Origin of the sequence: Rubrivirga sp. (genome assembly GCF_965213695.1) — a bacterium.
In the GTDB taxonomy this organism is placed as follows: Bacteria; Bacteroidota; Rhodothermia; order Rhodothermales; family Rubricoccaceae; genus Rubrivirga.
The window spans coordinates 912,844-933,373 of sequence record NZ_OZ243912.1 but is presented as its reverse complement, the minus strand read 5'-3'; the positions used below and the strand labels follow the sequence as shown (position 1 = coordinate 933,373).

The 20,530-nt window shown below is 73.0% G+C and carries 13 protein-coding genes and 1 pseudogene; 12 read left to right on the top strand and 2 right to left on the bottom strand.

Annotated features, from left to right (window positions below):
* Positions 1–319: 319 nt before the first annotated feature.
* From ACOOHE_RS04140 to ACOOHE_RS04125, 4 genes and pseudogenes are all read left to right on the top strand, one after another.
* Positions 320–2,077: an ABC transporter ATP-binding protein gene (locus tag ACOOHE_RS04140; protein WP_420456535.1), complete on the top strand. Its 1,758-nt coding sequence runs from the start codon at positions 320–322 to the stop codon at positions 2,075–2,077.
* On the top strand, positions 2,074–3,345 hold the full coding sequence (locus tag ACOOHE_RS04135; protein ID WP_420456534.1) for a glycosyltransferase family 2 protein: 1,272 nt from the start codon (positions 2,074–2,076) through the stop codon (positions 3,343–3,345). The genes ACOOHE_RS04140 and ACOOHE_RS04135 overlap by 4 nt, the downstream gene beginning before the upstream one ends.
* Positions 3,342–4,586: a glycosyltransferase family 2 protein gene (locus ACOOHE_RS04130; protein WP_420456533.1), complete on the top strand. Its 1,245-nt coding sequence runs from the start codon at positions 3,342–3,344 to the stop codon at positions 4,584–4,586. The genes ACOOHE_RS04135 and ACOOHE_RS04130 overlap by 4 nt, the downstream gene beginning before the upstream one ends.
* A pseudogene (locus tag ACOOHE_RS04125) lies at positions 4,583–4,903 on the top strand (class I SAM-dependent methyltransferase); the annotation flags it as partial. The gene ACOOHE_RS04130 and the pseudogene ACOOHE_RS04125, both read left to right, overlap by 4 nt.
* Positions 4,904–5,395: 492 nt before the next feature.
* On the opposite strand, the gene ACOOHE_RS04120 reads toward ACOOHE_RS04125, so the two are convergent.
* Positions 5,396–6,583 (bottom strand): glycosyltransferase family 2 protein, encoded by a 1,188-nt coding sequence (locus ACOOHE_RS04120; protein WP_420456532.1) that lies wholly within the window; start codon positions 6,581–6,583, stop codon positions 5,396–5,398.
* A gap of 144 nt (positions 6,584–6,727) precedes the next feature.
* A complete protein-coding gene (gene proC / locus ACOOHE_RS04115; protein WP_420456531.1) occupies positions 6,728–7,549 on the bottom strand; it encodes a pyrroline-5-carboxylate reductase in 822 nt (273 codons plus the stop codon).
* Between the two features lie 448 nt (positions 7,550–7,997).
* On the opposite strand from proC, the gene ACOOHE_RS04110 reads away from it, so the two are divergent.
* The 8 genes from ACOOHE_RS04110 (at position 7,998) to ACOOHE_RS04075 (ending at position 20,355) form a co-directional block, all read left to right on the top strand.
* Positions 7,998–9,113: a mannose-1-phosphate guanylyltransferase gene (locus tag ACOOHE_RS04110; RefSeq protein WP_420456530.1), complete on the top strand. Its 1,116-nt coding sequence runs from the start codon at positions 7,998–8,000 to the stop codon at positions 9,111–9,113.
* Positions 9,114–9,471: 358 nt separating this feature from the next.
* The gene (locus tag ACOOHE_RS04105) at positions 9,472–10,173 is read left to right on the top strand and encodes a TetR/AcrR family transcriptional regulator (protein ID WP_420456529.1); all 702 of its coding nucleotides are present in this window, start codon (positions 9,472–9,474) and stop codon (positions 10,171–10,173) included.
* Positions 10,170–11,834 (top strand): TolC family protein, encoded by a 1,665-nt coding sequence (locus tag ACOOHE_RS04100; protein WP_420456528.1) that lies wholly within the window; start codon positions 10,170–10,172, stop codon positions 11,832–11,834. Before ACOOHE_RS04105 ends, ACOOHE_RS04100 begins: the two co-directional genes overlap by 4 nt.
* 111 nt (positions 11,835–11,945) lie before the next feature.
* Positions 11,946–13,304 (top strand): efflux RND transporter periplasmic adaptor subunit, encoded by a 1,359-nt coding sequence (locus ACOOHE_RS04095; RefSeq protein WP_420456527.1) that lies wholly within the window; start codon positions 11,946–11,948, stop codon positions 13,302–13,304.
* 54 nt (positions 13,305–13,358) lie between these two features.
* Positions 13,359–17,297 carry an efflux RND transporter permease subunit gene (locus ACOOHE_RS04090; protein WP_420456526.1) on the top strand — a complete coding sequence of 1,313 codons (3,939 nt, stop codon included), beginning with the start codon at positions 13,359–13,361 and terminating at the stop codon, positions 17,295–17,297.
* A gap of 86 nt (positions 17,298–17,383) precedes the next feature.
* Positions 17,384–17,749 (top strand): STAS/SEC14 domain-containing protein, encoded by a 366-nt coding sequence (locus tag ACOOHE_RS04085; protein WP_420456525.1) that lies wholly within the window; start codon positions 17,384–17,386, stop codon positions 17,747–17,749.
* Positions 17,746–18,810: an adenylate/guanylate cyclase domain-containing protein gene (locus ACOOHE_RS04080; protein WP_420456524.1), complete on the top strand. Its 1,065-nt coding sequence runs from the start codon at positions 17,746–17,748 to the stop codon at positions 18,808–18,810. Before ACOOHE_RS04085 ends, ACOOHE_RS04080 begins: the two co-directional genes overlap by 4 nt.
* A 306-nt stretch (positions 18,811–19,116) precedes the next feature.
* On the top strand, positions 19,117–20,355 hold the full coding sequence (locus ACOOHE_RS04075; protein ID WP_420456523.1) for a CNNM domain-containing protein: 1,239 nt from the start codon (positions 19,117–19,119) through the stop codon (positions 20,353–20,355).
* The last annotated feature ends 175 nt before the right edge of the window (positions 20,356–20,530 follow it).

Here is a 20,530-nt window from a genome sequence, read left to right as displayed (position 1 = left end):
GGACGCCTCTGCCAGTTGCACGCGCGGCGCGAGGCCCGGCGCCACAGCCCCACCGCCGGGACCGAGCGGCCCGCATGGCGACGGGGTAGCACGGCCCTCCCGCTTGGCCAGTGGCTCGGGTGTCGTACTCTCGCTCGCGGCCCGGCCCGCGCCCGAGCAGCCTCGGACACCGCCTGGGACGTCGACGGGCCGTTGCCGTCGCGATTCGCCACCGGCGGCCCGTCCGTTCGACGCCCCTCCACCCTCGCCCAGCCCCTCTCTGACCCTCGACTCCGATCCGCCTCCGAGCCCGATCCAGGCCCTCCGGGTGGCCCGGTGGGTGCTCCCCTTCGCCCGCCCGTTCGTGGGGACGATGGTGGCCGTGGTCGTCCTCGGGGTGGCCTCGACGGCGCTCGGCGGGCTCGGCATCGGCCTGTTCATCCCGTTCGTGCACAGCGTCGACGGGGCGGCCTTTCAGGGGGTAGACCAGAGCCGCGTCGTCCAGGCCCTCGCGTCGCTGTTCGACGGGGTCCCTCCGGAGCGGCGGCTCGTGGTCGTCGCCGCGGCGATGTTCGCGACGGTCGTCGTCAAGGCCGGGCTGGGGTACGTCTACGACACGACGTTCGGGTGGCTGGACCAGCGGGTGGGCCACCGGATCCGGACGGCGGCGTTCGACCAGTTGTTCGTGATGGACTACGGGGCCATCGAGAAGGCCGACCACGGGGAGCTGCTCAACACGCTGGCGTCGGAGACGTGGCGGACGGCCGAGGCGCTCCGGCTCGTGATCTGGGCCGCGAGCGCCGTGATCGCGACGGCGCTCTACGTCGCGTTCCTGCTGGCGCTCTCGTGGACCCTGACGGTGCTCACGCTCGCCTCGCTCGCGGTGATCGCCGGGCTCGTCCGGCTCCTCAACCGGCCCCTCCAGACGTACGCGGAGGTGGCCGCGGTCGCCAAGGAGCGGCTGATGGCCCGGACGCTGGAGGGCCTGGGCGCCGTGGCCCCGATCCGCGCGTTCGGGCGCGAGGCGTACGAGAGCGACCGATTCGACCGGGTCTCGGACCAGGTCAGCCGGACGTTCTTCCGGCTCGGCCTCCTCGGGGGCGTCGTCGGGCCGGTGTACCAGGTGCTCTCGGCCGTTTTGCTCGTCGCCGTCCTGCTCCTCGGCGTCCGGTCGGCCGCCGACCTCCCGGTCCTGTTCGTGTTCGTCGCGGTGCTGTACCGGCTCCAGCCGATGGTCCAGGGCCTCGACGGGACCCGGGTCCAGCTCGTGACGCTGGCGCCCGTCGTCCGCCGCGTGATGGACCTCCTGGACCACGAGGCGACCGCGCCGTCGGGAACTCGCACGTTCGACCGCCTGGACGAGGGGCTCCGGTTCGAGGGCGTCCGGTTCCGCTACGACCCGGCCTGGCCGGACGCCCTGGCCGGGGCGACGTTTGACGTCCCCGCCCGGAGGACGACGGCGATCGCGGGGCCGTCGGGGGCCGGGAAGTCGACGGTGCTCAAGCTGCTGCTCCGGCTCTACGAGCCCGACGCCGGCCGCGTCCTCGCCGACGGCGTCCCGCTCGACGAGCTCGACGTGGCTTGGTGGCGCCGTCGGCTGGCCGTCGTGAGCCAGGAGGTCCACCTTTTCAACGCCTCCGTCTCCGACAACATCGCCTACGGGCGGGAGGGGGCGACCGAGACGGAGGTCCGGGAGGCCGCCCGCCGCGCGCACGCGGACGGGTTCATCCGCGCCCTCGCCGACGGCTACGACACCCCGCTCGGGGACCGGGGCGCCCGGCTCTCCGGCGGCCAGCGCCAGCGGCTCGCCTTGGCCCGGGCGTTCGTCCGGGACCCCGAGATCGTGCTGCTCGACGAGGCCACCAACGCGCTCGACGCGCTCACCGAGCAGGTCGTCGCCGACGCCATCGACGAGTTCGGGCGGGACCGGACGGTCGTGGTCGTGGCCCACCAGCTGGCCACCGTCGCCCGGGCCGACCACGTCGTCGTGCTCAACGAGGGCCGCGTCGTCGAGGCCGGGTCGTTCGAGGACCTCGCGGCTTCCGGAGGCCTGCTCGCCCGGATGTACGGGGTCCGACGCCGCTCCGTCTCCCCATGACGCCGATGTCCTACGCCCTGGTCGACGTCGAACTGAGCGAGCCCGCCGCGGCCGTCCGCCTGGAGCCCGACCAGAGCGGGCTCGCCGTCGTGGTCCGGTGGCATGGGCGGCCGTGCGGGTTCGTGACCCGGCCGTTCCCGCCCGGGACGACGCTCGACGCGGCCACCGTCGGCCGGCTGGCCGACGACGCCGGCGGGTACCAGGCCCTCGTCGAGCGGCTCCGGTCGGAGGTCGCGGACGGCGGGTCGGGCCCGCCGCTCCCCGCCGTGACTCTCGCCGTCTGCACGCGCGGGCGGCCGGACGAGGTGGCCCGGCTCCTCGGGTCCCTCGCCGGCCTGGAGCCGCCGGTGACCGGGGTCTCGGACCTCCTCCTGGTGATCGTGGACAACGCGCCGCCGACCGGCGACACGCGAGCCGTGGTCGAGGCGTTCGCCGCGTCGGCGCCCGAGGTGTGCGGGCGCCCGCTCGCGGTCCGCTACGTCGTGGAGCCGCTGCCGGGCCTGGACTTCGCGCGCAACCGGGCGCTCCGCCACGCTCCGGACGGCCTGATCGTCTACCTCGACGACGACGTCGTGGTCGAGCGCTCCTGGCTGGCGGGCCTGGCCGAGGCGTACGCCGAGAACCCCGACGCGGGCGCGTTCACCGGGTTGGTGCTCCCGCTCGCGCTGGACACCGAGGCCCAGGTCCTCTTCGAGCGGCGCGGGGGCTTCCGCAAGGGGTTCGCCAAGCGGCGGCACGGCGCGACGGTCCCCGGCGACGGGACGTACCCGTGTGGGGCCGGCGTCTTCGGGACGGGGGCGAACATGGCGTTCCGGGTCGATCTCGTCCGCGAGCTCGGCGGGTTCGACGAGGCCCTCGACATGGGGGCTGCGCTCCCGGGCGGGGGCGACGTCGACATGTTTTATCGCGTCGTCCGGAGCGGGCGGACGCTCGTCTACGAGCCGTCGTTCGCCGTCCGCCACGAGCACCGCCGCGACCGGGCCGGGCTCCGGCGCCAGTTCCAGCGGAGCTGGGGGATGGGGACGACGGCGTTCGCGATGAAGCTGTACGCGACGGACCCGGAGGTCCGCCCGCGCGTCCGCCGGCTGCTCTGGTGGTGGGTCCGGCACCAGGGCCGGCTGGTCCGGGCCGGGATCACGGGGAGGGGCCCGGTCCCCCTCGACATGGCGCTGGCCGAGCTCTGGGGCGGCCTGGTCGGGCTCGCGGGCCGCTACCCCCGCGCCCAACGACTCGCGGCACGGATCCGCGCCGAGCACGCCGGCCGATGACGCCCCCCGCCCCGCTCCGCGTCCTCCACCTCCCGCTCGTCGCGCCGCCGGCGATCTCGGCCTCGGGCCGGGGCGGCGCCTACGCGGTGTTCTGGCACGGCGACGTCCCGCTCGGCCACGACGTCCTCCACGACGACGCCCTGCCGCTCCCGGCGTCGGCGGTCCAGGAGCGGGCGCTCCAGGTGTCCGCCGACGCCGTGCTCGCCCACCTCCACGGCGACGGGGCGCCCGACGGGGTCGCCGACGGGCTCCGGTCGCTGCCGCCGGGCGTGCCGCTCCTCGACCAGGTCGAGCGCGCGATGGCCCGCGTTCCCGCCGGGCCCACCGTGACCGTCGTCGTCTGCACGCGCGACCGGCCGGGCCCGCTGGCGACGTGCCTCGAAGCGCTGGCCCGGCTCGACCCCGCTCCGGACGAGGTCGTCGTCGTCGACAACGCGCCCACGTCGTCGGCGACCCGGGACGTAGTGGAGGCGGCGGGGACCGCGCGCTACGTCCGCGAGCCGACGCCGGGGCTCGACCACGCCCGCAACCGCGGCGCGCGCGAGGCGACCTCCGACGTCGTCGCCTACACCGACGACGACGTGGCACCCCACCCGTCGTGGATCCGGGGGCTCCGCCGGGGGTTCGCGGACGCTGGCGTCGACGCGGTGACGGGGCTGGTGCTCCCGGCCGAGCTCGAGACCGAGTCGCAGTGGACGTTCGAGCGGGAGTGGGGCTTCAACCGGGGGTACCGGCCTCGGCTCTACGGGCCCGCGTACTTCGCGCGGACGGTGGGCCAGGGAGCGCCGGTGTGGGAGATCGGTGCCGGGGCCAACATGGCCTTCCGCCGGTCCGTGTTCGACCGGGTCGGGCTCTTCGACGAGCGGCTCGACGTCGGAGCGGCCGGGTGCAGCGGGGACTCGGAGTTCTGGTACCGCCTGCTCGCCGCCGGCCGGACGTGCCGGTACGAGCCGACGGCCGTCGTCCACCACACGCACCGGCGGACCGACCCCGAGCTCCACCGGCAGATCCGGGCGTACATGAGGGGCCACACCGCGGCGCTCCTCGTCCAGCACGAGCGGACCGGCCACCGGGGCAACCTCCACCGCTTGGGCGTCCAACTCCCTCGGTACTTCGGACGCCGCGCGGTGAGAGGACTCGTACGGGGGTTCCGTGGCCGAGAGCAGACGTTGCGAACCGAGGTCGCCGGGGCCGTCGCCGGCGTCGCCTACTACCTCCGCCACCGGCGGCCCCGCCCGTGAGCCCGCCGCCCTACGACCCGGACTACTTCGACGCGCTCGACGGCCCGGCCCGCTCCTCGGCGGCCGTCGTCGCACGCCTCGTGGCCGACCTGGTGCGGCCGGGCAGCGTGGTCGACGTCGGGTGCGGGTCGGGCGCGTGGCTCGCGGCCTTCGCCGCGCTCGGGGCCGAGGTCGTCGGCGTCGACGGCCCGTGGCTGGCGGGCGAGGGCGCGCGGCCGTTCCCCGGCCCGTTCGTCGCGTGCGACTTCGAGGTGTCGGTCCCGGACCTGGGGCGCCGGTTCGACCTCGCGGTCTCGCTCGAGGTCGCCGAGCACCTCTCGGACGACCGGGCCGCCCCGTTCGTCGCCGGCCTCACGAGCCTCTCGGACGTCGTCCTGTTCTCGGCCGCCGTCCCCGGGCAGGGCGGGCGCGACCACCGCAACGAGCGGTGGCCGTCGTACTGGGCCGACCGGTTCAGCGCCCACGGCTACCTCGCCGTCGACGTCGTGCGCCTTCGGGTCTGGGACCGCCCGGAGGTGGCGTGGTGGTACCGCCAGAACACCCTCCTCTTCCTGACCGAGGCGGCCCTCGAACGGCTCGACCTCGGCCAGCACGTCGCGGCGCCGCCGCTCTCCCTGGTCCACCCCGACCGCTTCGAGTGGGTACTGCGCGAGCTGGATGCGTCCCGCGCCGAGGGCGCCGAGCTGCGCACCCGGAACGACGGCTTGGTCGAGTGGGGGATGGACCTCGACCGGGAGACCGTGGGCCTCCGCCGAGAGGTCGCCCGGCTCCGCGCGTTCGATCCGGGCGTCGTGTCGCTCCGGTCGGTCCTACGCGCCTCCCCCAAGCTGGCCCTCCACGCCCTCCAGCGGCGGGCGTCTCGGCTCGCGGGACGGCTCCGGCCGGAGCGCCAAGCGGGCCCCGAGGTCGGGCGCAAGGGACGACGCGCGGAGTGAGCGCCAGCGGCAGGCCCGGATCCGGTTGAACGGCTTCCACGAGGGCCCCCACGGGTCGGCCGGGCGAGCGTCGTCCGTCTCGCCGCTGACGGCCGGCCACTCGACGTCGTCCAGCCGCGAGGCCGGCCCCACGGCGGGGGCGGGCCCGGCCTCGACGCGGGCGACGGACCTCCACAGGATCCGGTAGATGTACGGCGCGAAGGCGTAGGCCGGGTCCACGCGGACGGCGCGGGCGGCCCACCGGATGGCGCCGGAGAAGTCCCCGTTCTCGTAGCTCCGGGCGGAGAGGTAGCAGGCGAAGTTCCCCTCCGACCAGGCGTACACCTTGGGCGGGATCTCCGGCGACCGGCCCCTGAGGCCGTCCCAGACGGCGTAGTACGACCGCGCCATCGTCGCGGTGTCGGACGACATGGAGCCCCCGAGCTCTCGGTACCCCACGAAGTAGCCGGGCGCGACCCCGACCACGGACAACGCGGCCACCTTGAGCGAGAGGTCCCAGTCCTCGCACCCCTGGCCCTCCCGAGCCCGGAGGGACTCGTCGTACCCTCCGACGTGCTCGACCGCGTCGCGCCGGTACAGCGGGACGCTCGCGTTCCCGAGGAAGTTGATGTAGAGGAGGCGGAGGGCCACGTCCCCCTCGGCCCACAGGGGGAGCGACGAGCTGCGGACGTCGCCAGCCCCGTCGATGCTCGCCCACCAGGAGTACACCATCCCCATCTCGATCCCTCCCTGCTCCATCCGCTCGACCTGCTCCCTCAGCTTGCTCCGGTGGAAGACGTCGTCGGCGTCGAGGGGCGCGAGGTACGTCCCGCGCGCCACCGCGATGGCCGCGTTGCGGGCCGCCGCGACGCCCGCGTTGGCCTGCCGGATCAGCCGGACCCGCCCGTCGCGCCCCGCGATCCGCTCGACGAGGGCGGCCGTCCCGTCCGTCGACCCGTCGTCGACCACCAGCACCTCGATCTGGCGGAGCGTCTGAGCGAGGGCCGACTCGACCGCCTCCTCGACGAACCGCTCCGCGTTGTAGGCGGGGACGATGACGGAGACGAGCGGGATGGATCTCATTCGGAATCGGGGAGCAAAGCCGATTCTACACCGGCGGCCGCAAACCGCACGTAGGACGTACCCGCAACCTGCGCCCAGTGTTTGGAGAAACGCATCGCCGCGGCTGGATGGGAGACGCGGGGTAGAGGGGCCGGGGACCGGCCGTTAGCCCTCGCCGAGCTGGCGGCTCCGCTCGGTCGCCATCGCGACCGTGTCGATGAACATGGACCGGAGCCCCTGCTTCTCGAGCTCGGCGACGGCCGTGATCGTCGTGCCGCCGGGCGTCGTGACCTGGTCGCGCAGGATGGCCGGGTGCTCGCCGGTCTCGATGGCGAGCCGGGCCGCGCCCAGGACCGTCTGCATCGACAGCCGCCGCGAGACGGCGCGGGGCAGACCTTGCTTGACGCCTGCATCCGTCAGCGCCTCGATCACCATGAACACGTAGGCCGGTCCGCTGCCGGAGAGCCCGGTCACGGCGTCCATCAGGTGCTCGGGGACCTCCTCGACCACCCCGCCGACGGCCAGGAACACCTCGCGCGCCAGCGCCACGTGGGCGTCGCCCGCGTGCGCGCCCGGCGCGATGGCCGTCGCCCCCTCGTCGACGAGCGCCGGCGTGTTGGGCATCGCGCGGACGACCGGCAGATCCTGCCCAAGTGCCTGGGCCAGCGTCGCCGTCGTGACGCCTGCCAGCGTCGACAGGACGAGCGTGCCCGGCGCGACGTGCTCGCGGATCTCGTCCAGGAGCGCGTCCACGTTTTGGGGCTTGACCGTGACCAGCACCACGCTCGCGCCCCGGACGGCGGCGGGGTTGTCGGTCGAGACGTCGACGCCGGGGAGGTGCTGGCGCAGGGCGTCGAGGGCGTCCTCGGAGCGGCGCGTCGCGCGGATCTGGCCGGCCGGGAGGTCGCCGCCCCGGAGCAGGCCGCCGACGAGGGCCCGGCCGATGTTGCCGGCGCCGAGGACGGCCAAGGTCTGGTCGCGGAGCATAGGGCGTGCGAGCGGTGAGGCGTGAGCCAGTAATACCAAGTCCGGCTCCTCTGTGCCGGCTCGGCGTGGGTCCGAGTGTGGGAGGATGGGGGTGTGGGAGGGGAACCCCCCTCCTCCCATACCCCCACACTCCTCCCGGATTGGGTATAAGCGGTGAGCCGTTGGGACCTCGCCGGCGCGGACCGGCCCGAGGTGCCCCAGACTAACCGGGCCGAACCGCGCGCGCCGGCTCCGACGCGCTCTTCACCGAACGTCGCCACGAGCGGTTCGGGGTCCAGGGTTCGGCGACCGGCCGGCCGAGATCACGGGAACGTTTCCAGTCCTCGCGGTGGCCGGCGCCGCTCTCCGCGCTCTCCGCGCTCTCCGCGCTCTCCGCGCTCGTTCGCTTGGGGGCTCGGTCGAGACGCCCGGCGTGTCGCATCTTGTCGGTCCCTCTGACTCTGGTCCCATGTCCCTCTACGCCGTCATCATGGCCGGCGGCGTCGGCAGCCGGTTTTGGCCGCGCAGCCGCCGCTCGCACCCCAAGCAGTTCCTCGACGTCTTCGGCCAGGCGTCGCTCATCCAGAACACGTTCGCGCGGCTCCAGCCGCTCGTCGAGGCCGAGCACGTCTTGGTCGTCACCCACGCCGATTACGTGGGGAAGACGCGCGAGCACCTCCCGGCCGTCCCGGCGGGCAACATCCTGGGCGAGCCCGTCGCCCGGAACACGGCCCCGTGCATCGCGCTCGCGACGGCCAAGCTGATCGCCCAAGACCCGGACGCGACGATGGTCGTGCTCCCGGCCGACCACTTGATCGCCAACGTCGAGCGGTTCCACCGCGTCTTGCGCGTCGCCGTCAAGGCGGCCCAGGGCGCGGGCGACGGGCCGGCCCCGCTCGTCACCATCGGCATCCGGCCGACGCACCCCGAGACGGGCTACGGCTACATCCAGTTCGACGCCGACGGCGACCTCGACGGCGTCCGCGACGACGGACCGGCCGACGCGCCCCGGCCCCACCAGGTGCTCACGTTCGCCGAGAAGCCCGACGTCCAAACGGCCGAGCGCTTCCTCGACGCCGGCGACTTCTTGTGGAACTCGGGCATGTTCATCTGGCGCGCCGACGCCATCCTGGCCGCCTTCGAGCGCTACCTCCCTAAGGTCTACAAGCTGTTCGCCCCGCTCGCGAGCGAGTTCGGGACGGACCGGGAGGCCGCCGCCATCGCCGACGCCTACAACCGGAGCCCCAAGATCTCCATCGACTACGGCATCATGGAGCAGGCCGACTCGGTGCTCGTCGTCCCGGGCTCGTTTGGATGGAGCGACGTCGGCGACTGGCGGGCCGTCCACGAGCTCTCCGAGCAGGACGACGCCGGCAACCGCGCCGAGGGCAACGTGATCTTGAAGGACACGTCCCGGAGCTTCGCCCGCAGCGCCGACGGCCGCCTCCTCGTGCTCGTCGGAATGCAGGACGCCGTGGTCGTTGACACGGGCGACGCGGTCCTGGTGTGCCACCGCGAGCAGGCCCAGAAGGTCAAGGACATCGTGGATTTCCTGGGCGTCCACGGGATGGAGGACTACGTGTAGACGGCAGACCACGGACGGCGATCCCTGGCGGCCCGGCCCCGTGAAAGGGCCGGGCCGCCGCGTGTCTAGGGGGGCCACCCGGAGCCGAACGCCCTCCGGGCGGAGGCTCGGTTTGCCGGCCCACGGGCCGACGCTCGGGTCCCCTCGACCTGCTGACCGTTGGGTCGTTCGCCGCCCGTTCCGTGGTCTCCGGTCTGCCGCACGTCGCTCATCACGCGCACACGTGACCCGCCGCCGTCACCCGGCGATGGTTCTTTGCCTCTTAACCAAGTCCGCTGCAACCCGGGACTTGCGGGCACGTTATGACGCGGCGGTCCCAGAAGTGACCGACGAGTCACCTCTTGACCCCCCATCCACCTTGGAGATCACCGCCGCCCCTCTCAGCCGCCGAGACCGCGAGCGCCTGGCCCGCCGCGAGGCCATGCTCGACGCGGCGCTCGCCGTGTTCGCGGAGAAGGGGTACGGCGGCGCCTCGGTCGACGAGATCGCCGAGCGGGCCGAGTTCGGCAAGGGGACCATCTACAACTACTTCCCCGGCGGCAAGGACGAGCTGTACTTCGCCCTGTTCGAGGAGCGCGTCGTGGCCGGCCTCCGCCGCGTCATCGACGACGCCTTCCCGCCGGCCCTCGACCTGTCGACGCCGGCCGCGGCCCGGGTCGCGTTCCACGGGTTCATCCGGGGACTGATCGGCCAGTTCCACGAAAGCCGCGGGCCGCTCCTGATGTTCATGAAGGAGGGCCACCGAACGCACCTCGACCTGGAGCACGCGGCCGACTTCGGGCTCCACTTTTTCGGCATCATCGAGGCCGTCGCGCGGCCCATCGAGCGGGCCGTGGCCGCCGGCGCGCTCCGCCCCCTCCCGGCCCACCCCGTGGCCCACGTCCTGATGGGGAACGTCCGGGGGTACCTCATGGCCGAGGTCGACGCCGACTGCGACCCCTCGGGCTCGTTCGAGCCCGCCCCGTTCGGCTCGGCCGACGAGGCCGCCGAGTTCCTCACGACCGTCCTCTTCGACGGGCTCCTGGCGCCCGGCGCCGACGCCCCGTCCTCCGACGCATGACGCTCCGACTCCTCGCCCTCTCCGCCCTCGCGCTCGCCGCGACCGGCGCCGCCGCCCAGCCCGACACGGGTCGTGACTCGGCCTACGTCGTCGGCGTGTTCGAGCCGCCCACGGGCGACCTCCGGCTGACGCTGGACGACGCCATCCAGATCGCGCTCGAGCGGGCGTACGCGGTCCGCCTGGCCGAGCTCGACACCGAGACGGCGCGGTCCCAGGTGCGGGAGGCGTACGGCCAGCTGTTCCCGCGCGTCGACGCATCGAGCCAGTACGCGCGGAACGTGGTCCAGGCCAACCCCTTCGCAGGCTCGTCGGCGGGCAACATTTTTAGCGGGCTCGGCGCCATCGGGTGGCTCGCGTTCAACGAGAACGCCCGGACCGACGGCGACCCGACGACCCAGCCGATCTCGTTCATGGAGTACAACCGGCGCGTCGGCGAAGGCCAGGCGGCCGTCGGGTACAACCCAGCCAACAACAGCAACCCGTTCGGGACCGACAACCAGTTCACGAACACGCTGTCGCTGAGCCAGCCGATCTACTCGGGCACGGCGCTCGCGGCCGTGAAGGGGGCCCGCTCGCTCGTCGAGATCAACCAGGCGGCCGAGGCTCAGCGCGTCGACGAGACGATCGACCAGACGCGACAGGCGTTCTACCGGGCGCTGCTGGCGCAGGAGCAGGCGGCGGTCCAGCGGGCGTCGCTGGACCGCTCGCGCGAGACGTTCGGCGAGTCGTCGCTGCTGGTGGCCCAGGGCGTCCGGCCGGTGCTGGAGCGGCTCAACGCCGAGGTCGACTTGGCGAACGCCGAGACGGCCGTGGTGACGGCCGCGGCGTCGGCGGAGGCGGCTCGGGACCAGCTGCTCCTGACGCTGGGCCTGCCGGTCGACGAGCCGGTCGTGCTCGTGGGCGAGCTGGCGCCGCCGGAGCCGGCCCTGTTCCAGACGGTCGGGCTGGCGGCGGCCTCGGCGCGGGCGCTCGACGTGCGGCCGGACGTCCAACAGGCGGCGCTGGCGGTCCGCCTCAACGAGGTCCAGCGCGAGATCACCCGGGCCGGGCTGTACCCGAGCCTGAGCGCGTTCGTCAACGCGAGCTACAGCGGCAACGTCCCCGACGACCGGAGCTTCATCACGACGCCGGACCCGGCCGACCCGTTCACGTTCGAGACCGGCTCGTCGGGGTTCTTCTCGGACGCCTACTGGCAGCCGGCGCTGACGGTCGGGCTCCGGCTGAACTGGTTGCTGTTCGACGGCTTCCAGACGAACCGCCGGATCCAGCAGAACCAGATCGCGGTCGACCAAGCGGCGATCCAGCTCGAGCAGGTCCGCAACGCGGCCCAGCTCGAGGTGGCCGCGGCCGTCCGCCAGCTCGAGAGCGCGCGGCAGCGGCTGACGGCCCAGGCCCGGACGGTCGAGACGGCCGAGACCGCGTTCGCGTTCGCGTCGGCGCGGCTGAGCGAGGGCGTCGCGAGCCAGGTCGACGTCCGCGTGTCGAGCCAGAACCTCGACCTGGCCCGGCTCAACTACCTCCAGGCGGTCTACGACGCGCTCGTCGCGCGGAGCGCCTACGAGCGGGCCACGGGCACGATTGCGCCCGAGCCGCTCGACCTCGTCCCCCCGTCCGAGCGACCCGCCGTGGTCACCCCGGTCACCGCCGTCGGCACCGACTGATGTCCACGGCCTGTGCACGGTGCGGTGTGTCCCTACGACCTGCCCCTGAGGGCATGGCTCGCCGTGCCCCTACGACTCTCTCCTGAGACGCCGTCTCTGCCCTTCGCCCCCATGCGACACCTCCCTTCCCTTTCCCTCCTCGCGTTCGCGTTCGCGCTGGCCGCGTGCGGCGCCCCCGACGAGGCCGCCGACGCCGAGGTCCCGGCCGACCGCTCGATCCCGGTCGAGGTCGTCATCGCTGACCCGGGCTACTTCGAGGACACCATCGAGCTCACCGGGACCGTCGACGCCGACAACGACGCGACGCTGTCGCCCGACGCGCCGGGCACGCTGACGTACGTGGCCCCGGTCGGCACGTTCGTCCGCGCGGGGCAGACGGTGGCCCAGGTCCGCGCGAGCGCGCAGCAGGCGGGCGTGAGCCAGGCCCGCGCGGGCGTCGCCCAGGGCCGGGCGGGCGTCGCCCAGGCCCAGGCGTCGGTCGCCGGGGCCGAGGCCGGCTTGCAGGCCGCGCGCGCCCAGCGCCAGGCGGCCCAGGCCCAGCTCGACCTCGCCCAGGACCAGTACCGCCGCCAGGCCCCTCTTTTCCGCGACTCGATCCTGTCGGCCTTGGAGTTCCGCAACGTCGAGACCCAGCTCGCGCAGGCGCGCGCCCAGGTGGCCCAGGCCGACGCCGGGATCGCCCAGGCGCAGGGCCAGCTTCGCGCCGCGCGCGAGGGCGTCAACGCGGCCCGGGCCCAGAGCAGCGCGGCCGAGGCCGGCGTCGCGAGCGCCCAGAGCCAGCTCGCCAACACGCGCATCGTGGCCCCGTTCTCGGGCGTCGTCGAGGCCCGGCTCCAGGAGCCGGGCGAGCTCGCGTCGCCGGGGCAGCCGGTCGTCCGGCTGGTCGGCTCGGGCTCGGTCAAGGTGACGGCCGGCGTGCCCGAGCGGTACGCGGGCGAGATCGAGCAGGGCACGCAGGTCCAGGTCACACCGAATGCCTACGCCGTCGAGGCGCGCGGCGGGCGCGTCGCGTTCGTCGGGCTCGCCATCGACGAGGGCTCGCGGACGTTCCCCATCGAGGTGGCCGTCGAGAACGCCGACCGCTCGCTCAAGCCGTCGATGGTCGTTCGAATGAACGTGACCCGGTCGGTGCTGGAGGACGTGATCGTGGTCCCGACCGAGGCCGTCGTCCGCGACGAGCGGGGGACGAGCGTGTTCGTGGTGGCCCAGGATACGTCCGGGGCCGTCGCCTCGCGGCGCGTGGTCGAGCTCGGCCCGGACGCCGGCGACACGGTCGTCCTCCGGTCCGGCGTCCAAGCCGGCGACCAGATCATCGTGTCGGGCGCGGGCGACCTGGCCGAGGGCGACCGCGTCCGGGTGACCGAGACGCGCGAGGTGGCCCAGCAGCTCGGCCCGTCCCGCCCCTCCGGCGACCGGAGCGCCGCCGCCTCCCGCCCCACGTCGGCCGCCGTCGACCCCCGCAGCGAGTAGATCCGAGCGTCCCGCGCCCCCCGGCTCAGGCCGTCGTCCCCCGCACCCGGACCCATGAAAATCACCGACCTCGCCATCTCCAACCGGACGGCCATCGTCGTGCTGACGCTCGCGCTGACGATCGGCGGGCTCGTCTCGTACGTCGCGCTGCCGAAGGAGAGCCAGCCCCAGATCGAGTTCGCGACGATCGTCGTGACCACGGTCTACCCCGGCGCCAGCCCCGACGACGTCGAGTCGATCATCACCCAGGAGGTCGAGCGCGAGATCTCGACCGTCGACGGGCTCGACCAGCTCACGAGCACGTCGACCGAGGGCGTCTCGACGGTCATCGCCGAGTTCTTCCCCGACAAGGACATCGACCAGGCCAACCAGGACGTCCGCGAGGCCGTCGACATCGCCAAGACCGAGTTCCCGTCGGACGTCGAGGAGCCCATCGTGTCTGAGATCGACTTCGCCGACTTCCCTGTCGTCACGGTCAACCTGCTCACCGACGGCTCGCTGACGGCGCTCCGGGCGACGGCCGAGGACTTGCAGGACGAGATCGAGGGCGTCCCGGGCGTGTCGGAGGTGGACCTGCTCGGCGGGCTCGAGCGCGAGGTCCAGATCGACGTCGACCTGGCGGCGCTCCAGGGGTTCAACCTGAGCATCAACGACCTGGTCGAGGCCGTCCAGGGCGAGAACACGAACATCCCGGGCGGCTCGGTCGACGTCGGGCCCGAGAACTACCTCGTCCGCGTCGACGGCGAGTTCGACGACCCCCGCGAGATCCTGGACTTCGTGGTCGCGAGCCCCGGCGGGACGCCGATCTACGTCCGCGATGTGGCCGACGTCCGGTTCGGGTACAAGGACCGGTCGTCGTACGCCCGGCTCGAAGTCGTCCAGCGCGAGACCGACGACGGCGGGTTCGAGCCGGTCCCGGACGCCGAGAACTTGCAGGTCATCCGGCTCAACGTCAAGAAGGCGACGGGCGAGAACATCATCGAGGTCGTCGACGGGGTCGAGGAGATCATCGAGGGGTTCACGTTCCCCCAAGGCACGCAGTACGTGTTGACGGGCGACCAGTCGGAGCAGGTCGACATCCTGGTTCAGGACTTGGAGAACAACATCATCGCGGGGATCATCTTCGTGATCGTGGTGCTGCTGTTCTTCCTGGGCGTGCGGAACGCGGCACTCGTGGGACTGGCGATCCCGCTGTCGATGTGCCTGAGCTTCCTGGTGTTCGCGGTGATGGGCCAGACGCTCAACTTCATCATCCTGTTCTCGCTCATCATCGCGCTGGGGATGCTGGTCGACAACGCGATCGTGATTATCGAGAACATCTACCGGTTCCGCGAGGAGGGCTACAGCCGGTGGGAGGCGGCCAAGGCGGGGACGGCCGAGGTCGGGCTCGCGGTCGCCGCCTCGACCGCGACGACGGTCGCCGCGTTCGCGCCGATGCTCTTGTGGCCGGGCATCATCGGCAAGTTCATGAGCTACATGCCGCTCACGCTGATCGTCACGCTGACGTCGAGCCTGTTCGTGGCGCTCATCATCAACCCGGTCGTGGCCGGCTACTTCGTCAAGACCGACAAGGAGCTGGCGGCCCAGAAGGCGGAGGCCCGCCGGCTCTCGCCCCGCACGCGCAACGTGGCCATCGGGCTGACGGCGTTCGTTGGCTTGATCGTCGGGCTCGCGAACTGGAAGACGGCCGTGTTCCTGGCGGTCGCCGTCCCGGCACTGTACTACCTGTACAAGCTCGTTCTGGAGCCGGCCCACCGGCGGTTCGCCTCACAGACGGTCCCCCGGCTGACCGAGCGCTACCGGGCGTTCCTCCGGTGGATGCTCCAGCGGGACTACGCCGTCAAGCGGGCGCTGCTCCGCAACACCCTCGCGCTGGGCGCTTTCACGGCCGGGTTCGTGCTGCTCATTGCGGGCGTGGCGCTGAACGCATTCGCGTCGCCGTCGGGGTTTTTGCTCATGGTCCCCGGCGGGCTGGCGCTGCTCGTCGGCGTGCTGGGGATCGTGTTCCACAGCCTGGAGTCGGCGTACCTCGGCGGGCGGGCGAGCGTCAAGGCCGGGCTGATCTTCGGCGGCATCGTCCTGGCGCTGATCGGGCTCCTGTCGCTGAGCGGCCGGATCACCTACGGCGACGGCGGCGAGGGCGGGATCTCGCTGGTCCTGGAGATGCTCCTGCTGCCCATCGTGATCGTCGGGGCCGGCGCGCTCGGCGCGGCCTTCGCCGGGCGGAACGAGAAGCGGACGTCGTTCGACACGCCCTACGTGGTGCTCACGGACAACCGGGCGCGGCTCTTGACCGGCACGCTCGGCGTGCTCGTCGGCGTGATCGCCCTGTTCTTCGTGGCCCCGACCGGCGTCGAGTTCTTCCCGACGACGGACCCGAACCAGATCCTGATCACGGCCGAGGCCCCCGTCGGGACGACCATCGAGCGCTCGAACGAGGTGTCCGAGGAGGTCTTCCAGCGCGTCGAGGACCTGCTCGCCGAGGACCCCGAGACGGCGGCCAACACTCGCAACATCTCGACGTCGGTCGGCGTCGGCGGCGACGCCACGTTCGGCGGCGGCGCGGCCTCGGCCGAGCGCTCGAACGTGACGCTCAACATGGTCGACTACGAGGACCGGGCCGAGTCGTCGTCGGAGACGCTGCGGCGGATCCGCGCGAGCCTGGCCGGGCTGCCCGGCGTCGACCTCACCATCGAGCAGGACCAGGGCGGCCCGCCGACCGGGGCCGCGGTCAACATCGAGGTCTCGGGCGCCGAGTTCGACGAGATCCAGCGGATCGCGAACAGCATCAAGGCCCAGCTCGACGAGGCCGTCGAGAGCGGCCGGATCGAGGGGCTCGTCGACGTCCGCGACAACCTCAACAGCGGCCGGCCCGAGTACCGCGTCGAGATCGACCGCGAGCGGGCCGCGGCGTTCGGGCTGAGCACGCAGAAGGTGGCCCTGGCCGTCCGCGGGGCCGTCAACGGCGTCGAGGCGTCGAAATACCGCGACGGCAAGGACGAGTACGACGTGACGGTCCGCCTCCGAGAAGAGGACCGCGAGAGCCTGCGCGAGTTGGAGAGCCTGACCGTCCTGAACGAGGGGGTCCAGATCCCGCTCGTGTCGGTCGCCCGGATCGTCCCGGCCTCGGGCCTGGGCAGCATCACCCGGCTCGACCAGGAGCGCGTGGTGACCGTCCTGGGCGACGCGGCGCCGGGCGCCAACGCGAACGCCGTGCTGGCCCAGGTCGAGGAGGTCCTGGCCCCGACCGTCGAGGCGGTCCCGCCGGGCTACACCGTCGAGTACACGGGCGCCCAGGAGGAGCAGGACGAGAGCTTCGGCTTCCTGACGACGGCGCTGCTGATGGGGCTCGCGCTCATCACGATCATCCTGATCGCCCAGTTCAACTCGGTCAAGAACCCGCTCATCATCATGGTCGCCGTGGGCCTGTCGCTCATCGGCGTCATGTTGGGGCTCGTGCTCACGCGGACGCCGTTCGGGCTGATGACGTTCGTCGGGCTCATCTCGCTGGCCGGCATCGTCGTCAACAACGCCATCGTCCTGGTCGACTACGTCGAGCAGCTCCGGGCGCGCGGCGAGGACAAGCAGGAGGCCATCATCGACGGCGGCTCGACCCGGCTCCGGCCGGTCCTGCTCACGGCGTTCACGACCGTCATCGGGCTGATCCCGCTCACGTTCGGGATCAACATCGACTTCGTCGGGCTCATCACGGACCTCGACCCGGGCTTCTCCATCGGCTCGGAGAACACCCAGTTCTGGGGGCCGATGGGCACGGCCATCATCTCGGGCCTGACGTTCGCGACGTTCCTGACCCTCGTCATCGTGCCGGTCATGTACTCGGCCTTCGACAGCGTCGCCCTGCGCATCGCCTCCGCCCGGGGCACGGCCGCCGACTCCGACGGCGCGCGCGCCGCCCCGCCCGCCAGCACCGCCCCCGCCGGCGACGGCTCGGCCGACGGGCAGCTCGTCCCCTCGCCCGTCCCGGCCTCGTAGGGCGAGGGGCGCCGGGTGGAGGGCTGCCCCTCAGAGACCGCGCCGGCCTGCCCCTCCCTCCTCCCCATCCCCCTATGTTCCGCCTCTTGCCCGACCTCCCGCCCCACGTCGTCGCTTTCGTCCTGGACGGGACGACGACGCGGCCCGACGTGGAGGCGCTTTACCGCGAGGTCGAGCGGGCGATGGGCACAGGCCACGTCCACCTCTACGGCGAGATCACCGGCGTCGGCGGGCTGACGCTCGACGCGCTCGGCGAGAACCTCGGGCGTGGCCTCCGGCTGTTGCCGTCGATTGGGCAGGTCGACCGCTACGCCGTCGTGTCGGACACGTCGTGGATCGCGTCGGCGGCCCGGCTCCAGGGCGCGTTCCTGCCGGGCCTGGAGGTCCGCCCGTTCCCGACGGCCGAGCGCGCGGCGGCGCTCGCGTGGGTGTCCGAGCCGCTGGGCTCGTGACCGCCGGGCGGGCCCGACGCGCCGCCCGGCTGGCGCCCGTGCTGATCGTGCCGTGGGCCGTGCTCACGTTCGTGGCGGCGCGCGTCGCCGACATCGGCGAGCCCGGCGATTCGGTGTGGTTGGTGCTGGCGCGGACGGCCTTCGTCGGTGTGCTGATCGGGTCGGCGGCGGCCTGGCTCGAAAGCGGGCCGCTGGCGCGGTGGGGCCGCCGGCTCCCGCTGTGGGCCGCGCTCGTGGCGCGGACGGTGTCGTACGCCGCCGTCGTGATCGTGGCGCTGGCGGTGCTGATCGCCGTGCTCTCGCGGTTGGACCGAGGCGCGAGCTTGCTGGAGACCGTCCGCACCGACGAGTTCCAGGCGTTCGTCTCCGACCATGCGTTCTTGGTGTTCGTCGGGTTGCTTCTGTTCGCCAGCTTCGTCATCAACTTCGGGCTCCAGCTCCGGCGCGTGCTCGGGCCGGAGACCCTGCGGGCGCTGTTCTTGGGCACCTACCGCCGCCCGCGCCGCGAGGAGCGCGCGTTCGTCTTCCTCGACCTGACCGACTCGACGGCCTGGGCCGAGCGGCTCGGTCCACTCGCGTTCACCGACTTCAAGAACGACTTCTTCGCCGACGTTGCCGAGCCCGTCCTGGCGACCGGCGGCCGGATCGTCCAGTACGTCGGCGACGAGGTGATGGTGGCGTGGCCGATGACGCGGGCCGAGCACGACGCGGCGCCGATCCGGTTCGTGTTCCTGGTCGAGGACCGCGTCGCGGCCCAGGCCGAGCGCTACCGCCAGCGCTACGGCGACGTCCCCCGGTTCAAGGCGGGCGCTCATGGCGGCGAGGTGGTCACGGCCGAGGTGGGCGACCTCAAGCGCGACATCGTCCACTCGGGCGACGTCGTCAACACGGCCGCCCGGATCGAGGGCGAGTGCCGGCCGCGCGGCCACGCGCTCCTGGTCTCGGACGAGCTCCTGGCGCGGATGCCGGCGCTGGCGGAGGCGACGCACACCGACCTGGGGCCGGCCGCGCTCCGCGGCAAGAGCCAGTCGGTCGGCTTGGTCGCCGTCGCGCGCGCCTGACGCCGGAGGCTCGTGGCCCCGCCAGCCGGGGCGCTGCCCGTCCCACCACAGGCAGGCAGCGCCCCGGAGCGGACTCTCCTCGAGGAGAACCGAAACGGGCGGCAGATGCCGCGAGCCGTTACGTGCCGTCCCACCCTCCCTTACGTAGGACCGGCGGCTGGAGAGTCACGGGGCGAGCAGAAAAACCAGAGGCCGCCCCAGGGCCCCCCAGCGCCCGGTCCCGCCTTGGTCGTCGCCGCGACTTCCGGCGGCGCGCGGACCCGCCGGGGTCCGGGCGGAGTACCCGGGGCACGTCCCGCCGCTGCCATGCCCCTCCCCGCCCTCGTCCTCGCCGCCCTCGCCCTCGTCCCCGGCGGAGCCGCCGCCGCCGGCTCCGGCTCGGTCACGCTCTTGGTCGTGTTCGTCGTCGTCGCCATCGGCGTGAGCTTCCTGTGCTCGGTGATGGAGGCCGTGCTCCTGAGCGTCACGCCGGCCTACGTCGGGGCTAAGGAGGAGGCGGCCCCGGCGACGGCGGCCCGGCTCAAGGCGCTCAAGGCCGACATCGACGAGCCGCTCGCGGCCATCCTGACGCTCAACACCATCGCCCACACGGTCGGCGCGACGGGCGCCGGCGCCCAGGCCGCGGCCATCTGGGGCGACCAGAGCGTCTGGATCTTCGGGGCCGTCGCCGTCTTCTCGACCGTCCTCACGCTGGGCATCCTGATCCTGTCCGAGATCATCCCCAAGACGCTGGGCGCCGTCTACTGGCGGGGGCTGGCGCCGGTCGTGGCCCGGATGCTCGGGCCGATCATCTGGGCGCTCCGGCTGACCGGGCTCATCCAGCTCTCCAACCTCATCGCGCGCGGGCTCTCGCACGGCGAGAAGGAGGGGGCCGTGAGCCGCGAGGAGCTGGCGGCGCTGGCCCAGATCGGGACCGAGGAGGGCGTGTTCGACGAGACCGAGGGGCGCATCTTGCAGAGCCTGTTCCGGTTCCGCCAGCTCAAGGCCAAGGACGTCATGACGCCGCGGACCGTCGTCGTGGCCTACCCCGAGACGACGCCGCTGCGGCAGGTGGCCGAGGACCGCCACCCGTTCTCGCGCCTGCCCATCTACCGCGACGACCGCGACCACGTCACCGGGTTCGTCCTGCGCGACGACGTGCTCCACGCCGTCGCCGACGGCCAGGGCGACGAGCCGGCGAGCACCATCGCCCGCGACCTCATGACGGTCCCGAACGGGCTGCCGCTCCCGGAGCTGTTCGAGCGGTTCCTGGAGCGCCGCGAGCACCTGGCCCTCGTCGTCGGCGAGTACGGCGGGACGGAGGGCGTGGTCTCGGTCGAGGACGTCGTGGAGACGCTGCTCGGACTCGAGATCGTCGACGAGTCCGACGACGAGCACGACATGCAGGCGATGGCGCGGCGCCGCTGGCGCGACCGGGCCGTCCGGCTGGGCATCGTCGAGGACGAGGCGGAGGCCGCCGACGCCATCGAGCGGGCGGCCCACGAGCGCCAGGCCGCCGCGCAGTTCGGGATCACCGGCGGCGAGCCGCCCCGCGTCACCGACTGACTCGGGCACCGCTGGCGGCGGTCCCCACCGCGGCGGTGGAGCGCAGACAGGAGGGCGCACACCCACGTACCGACGTCCGGCTCGCGGTGGCTCACGACGGCCCACGTTTCCCTACGGCCGACGCGCGCAGCCGGCAGGTGAGGTGGGCAACCTGGCCGCCCCCCGCCGGTAGCAC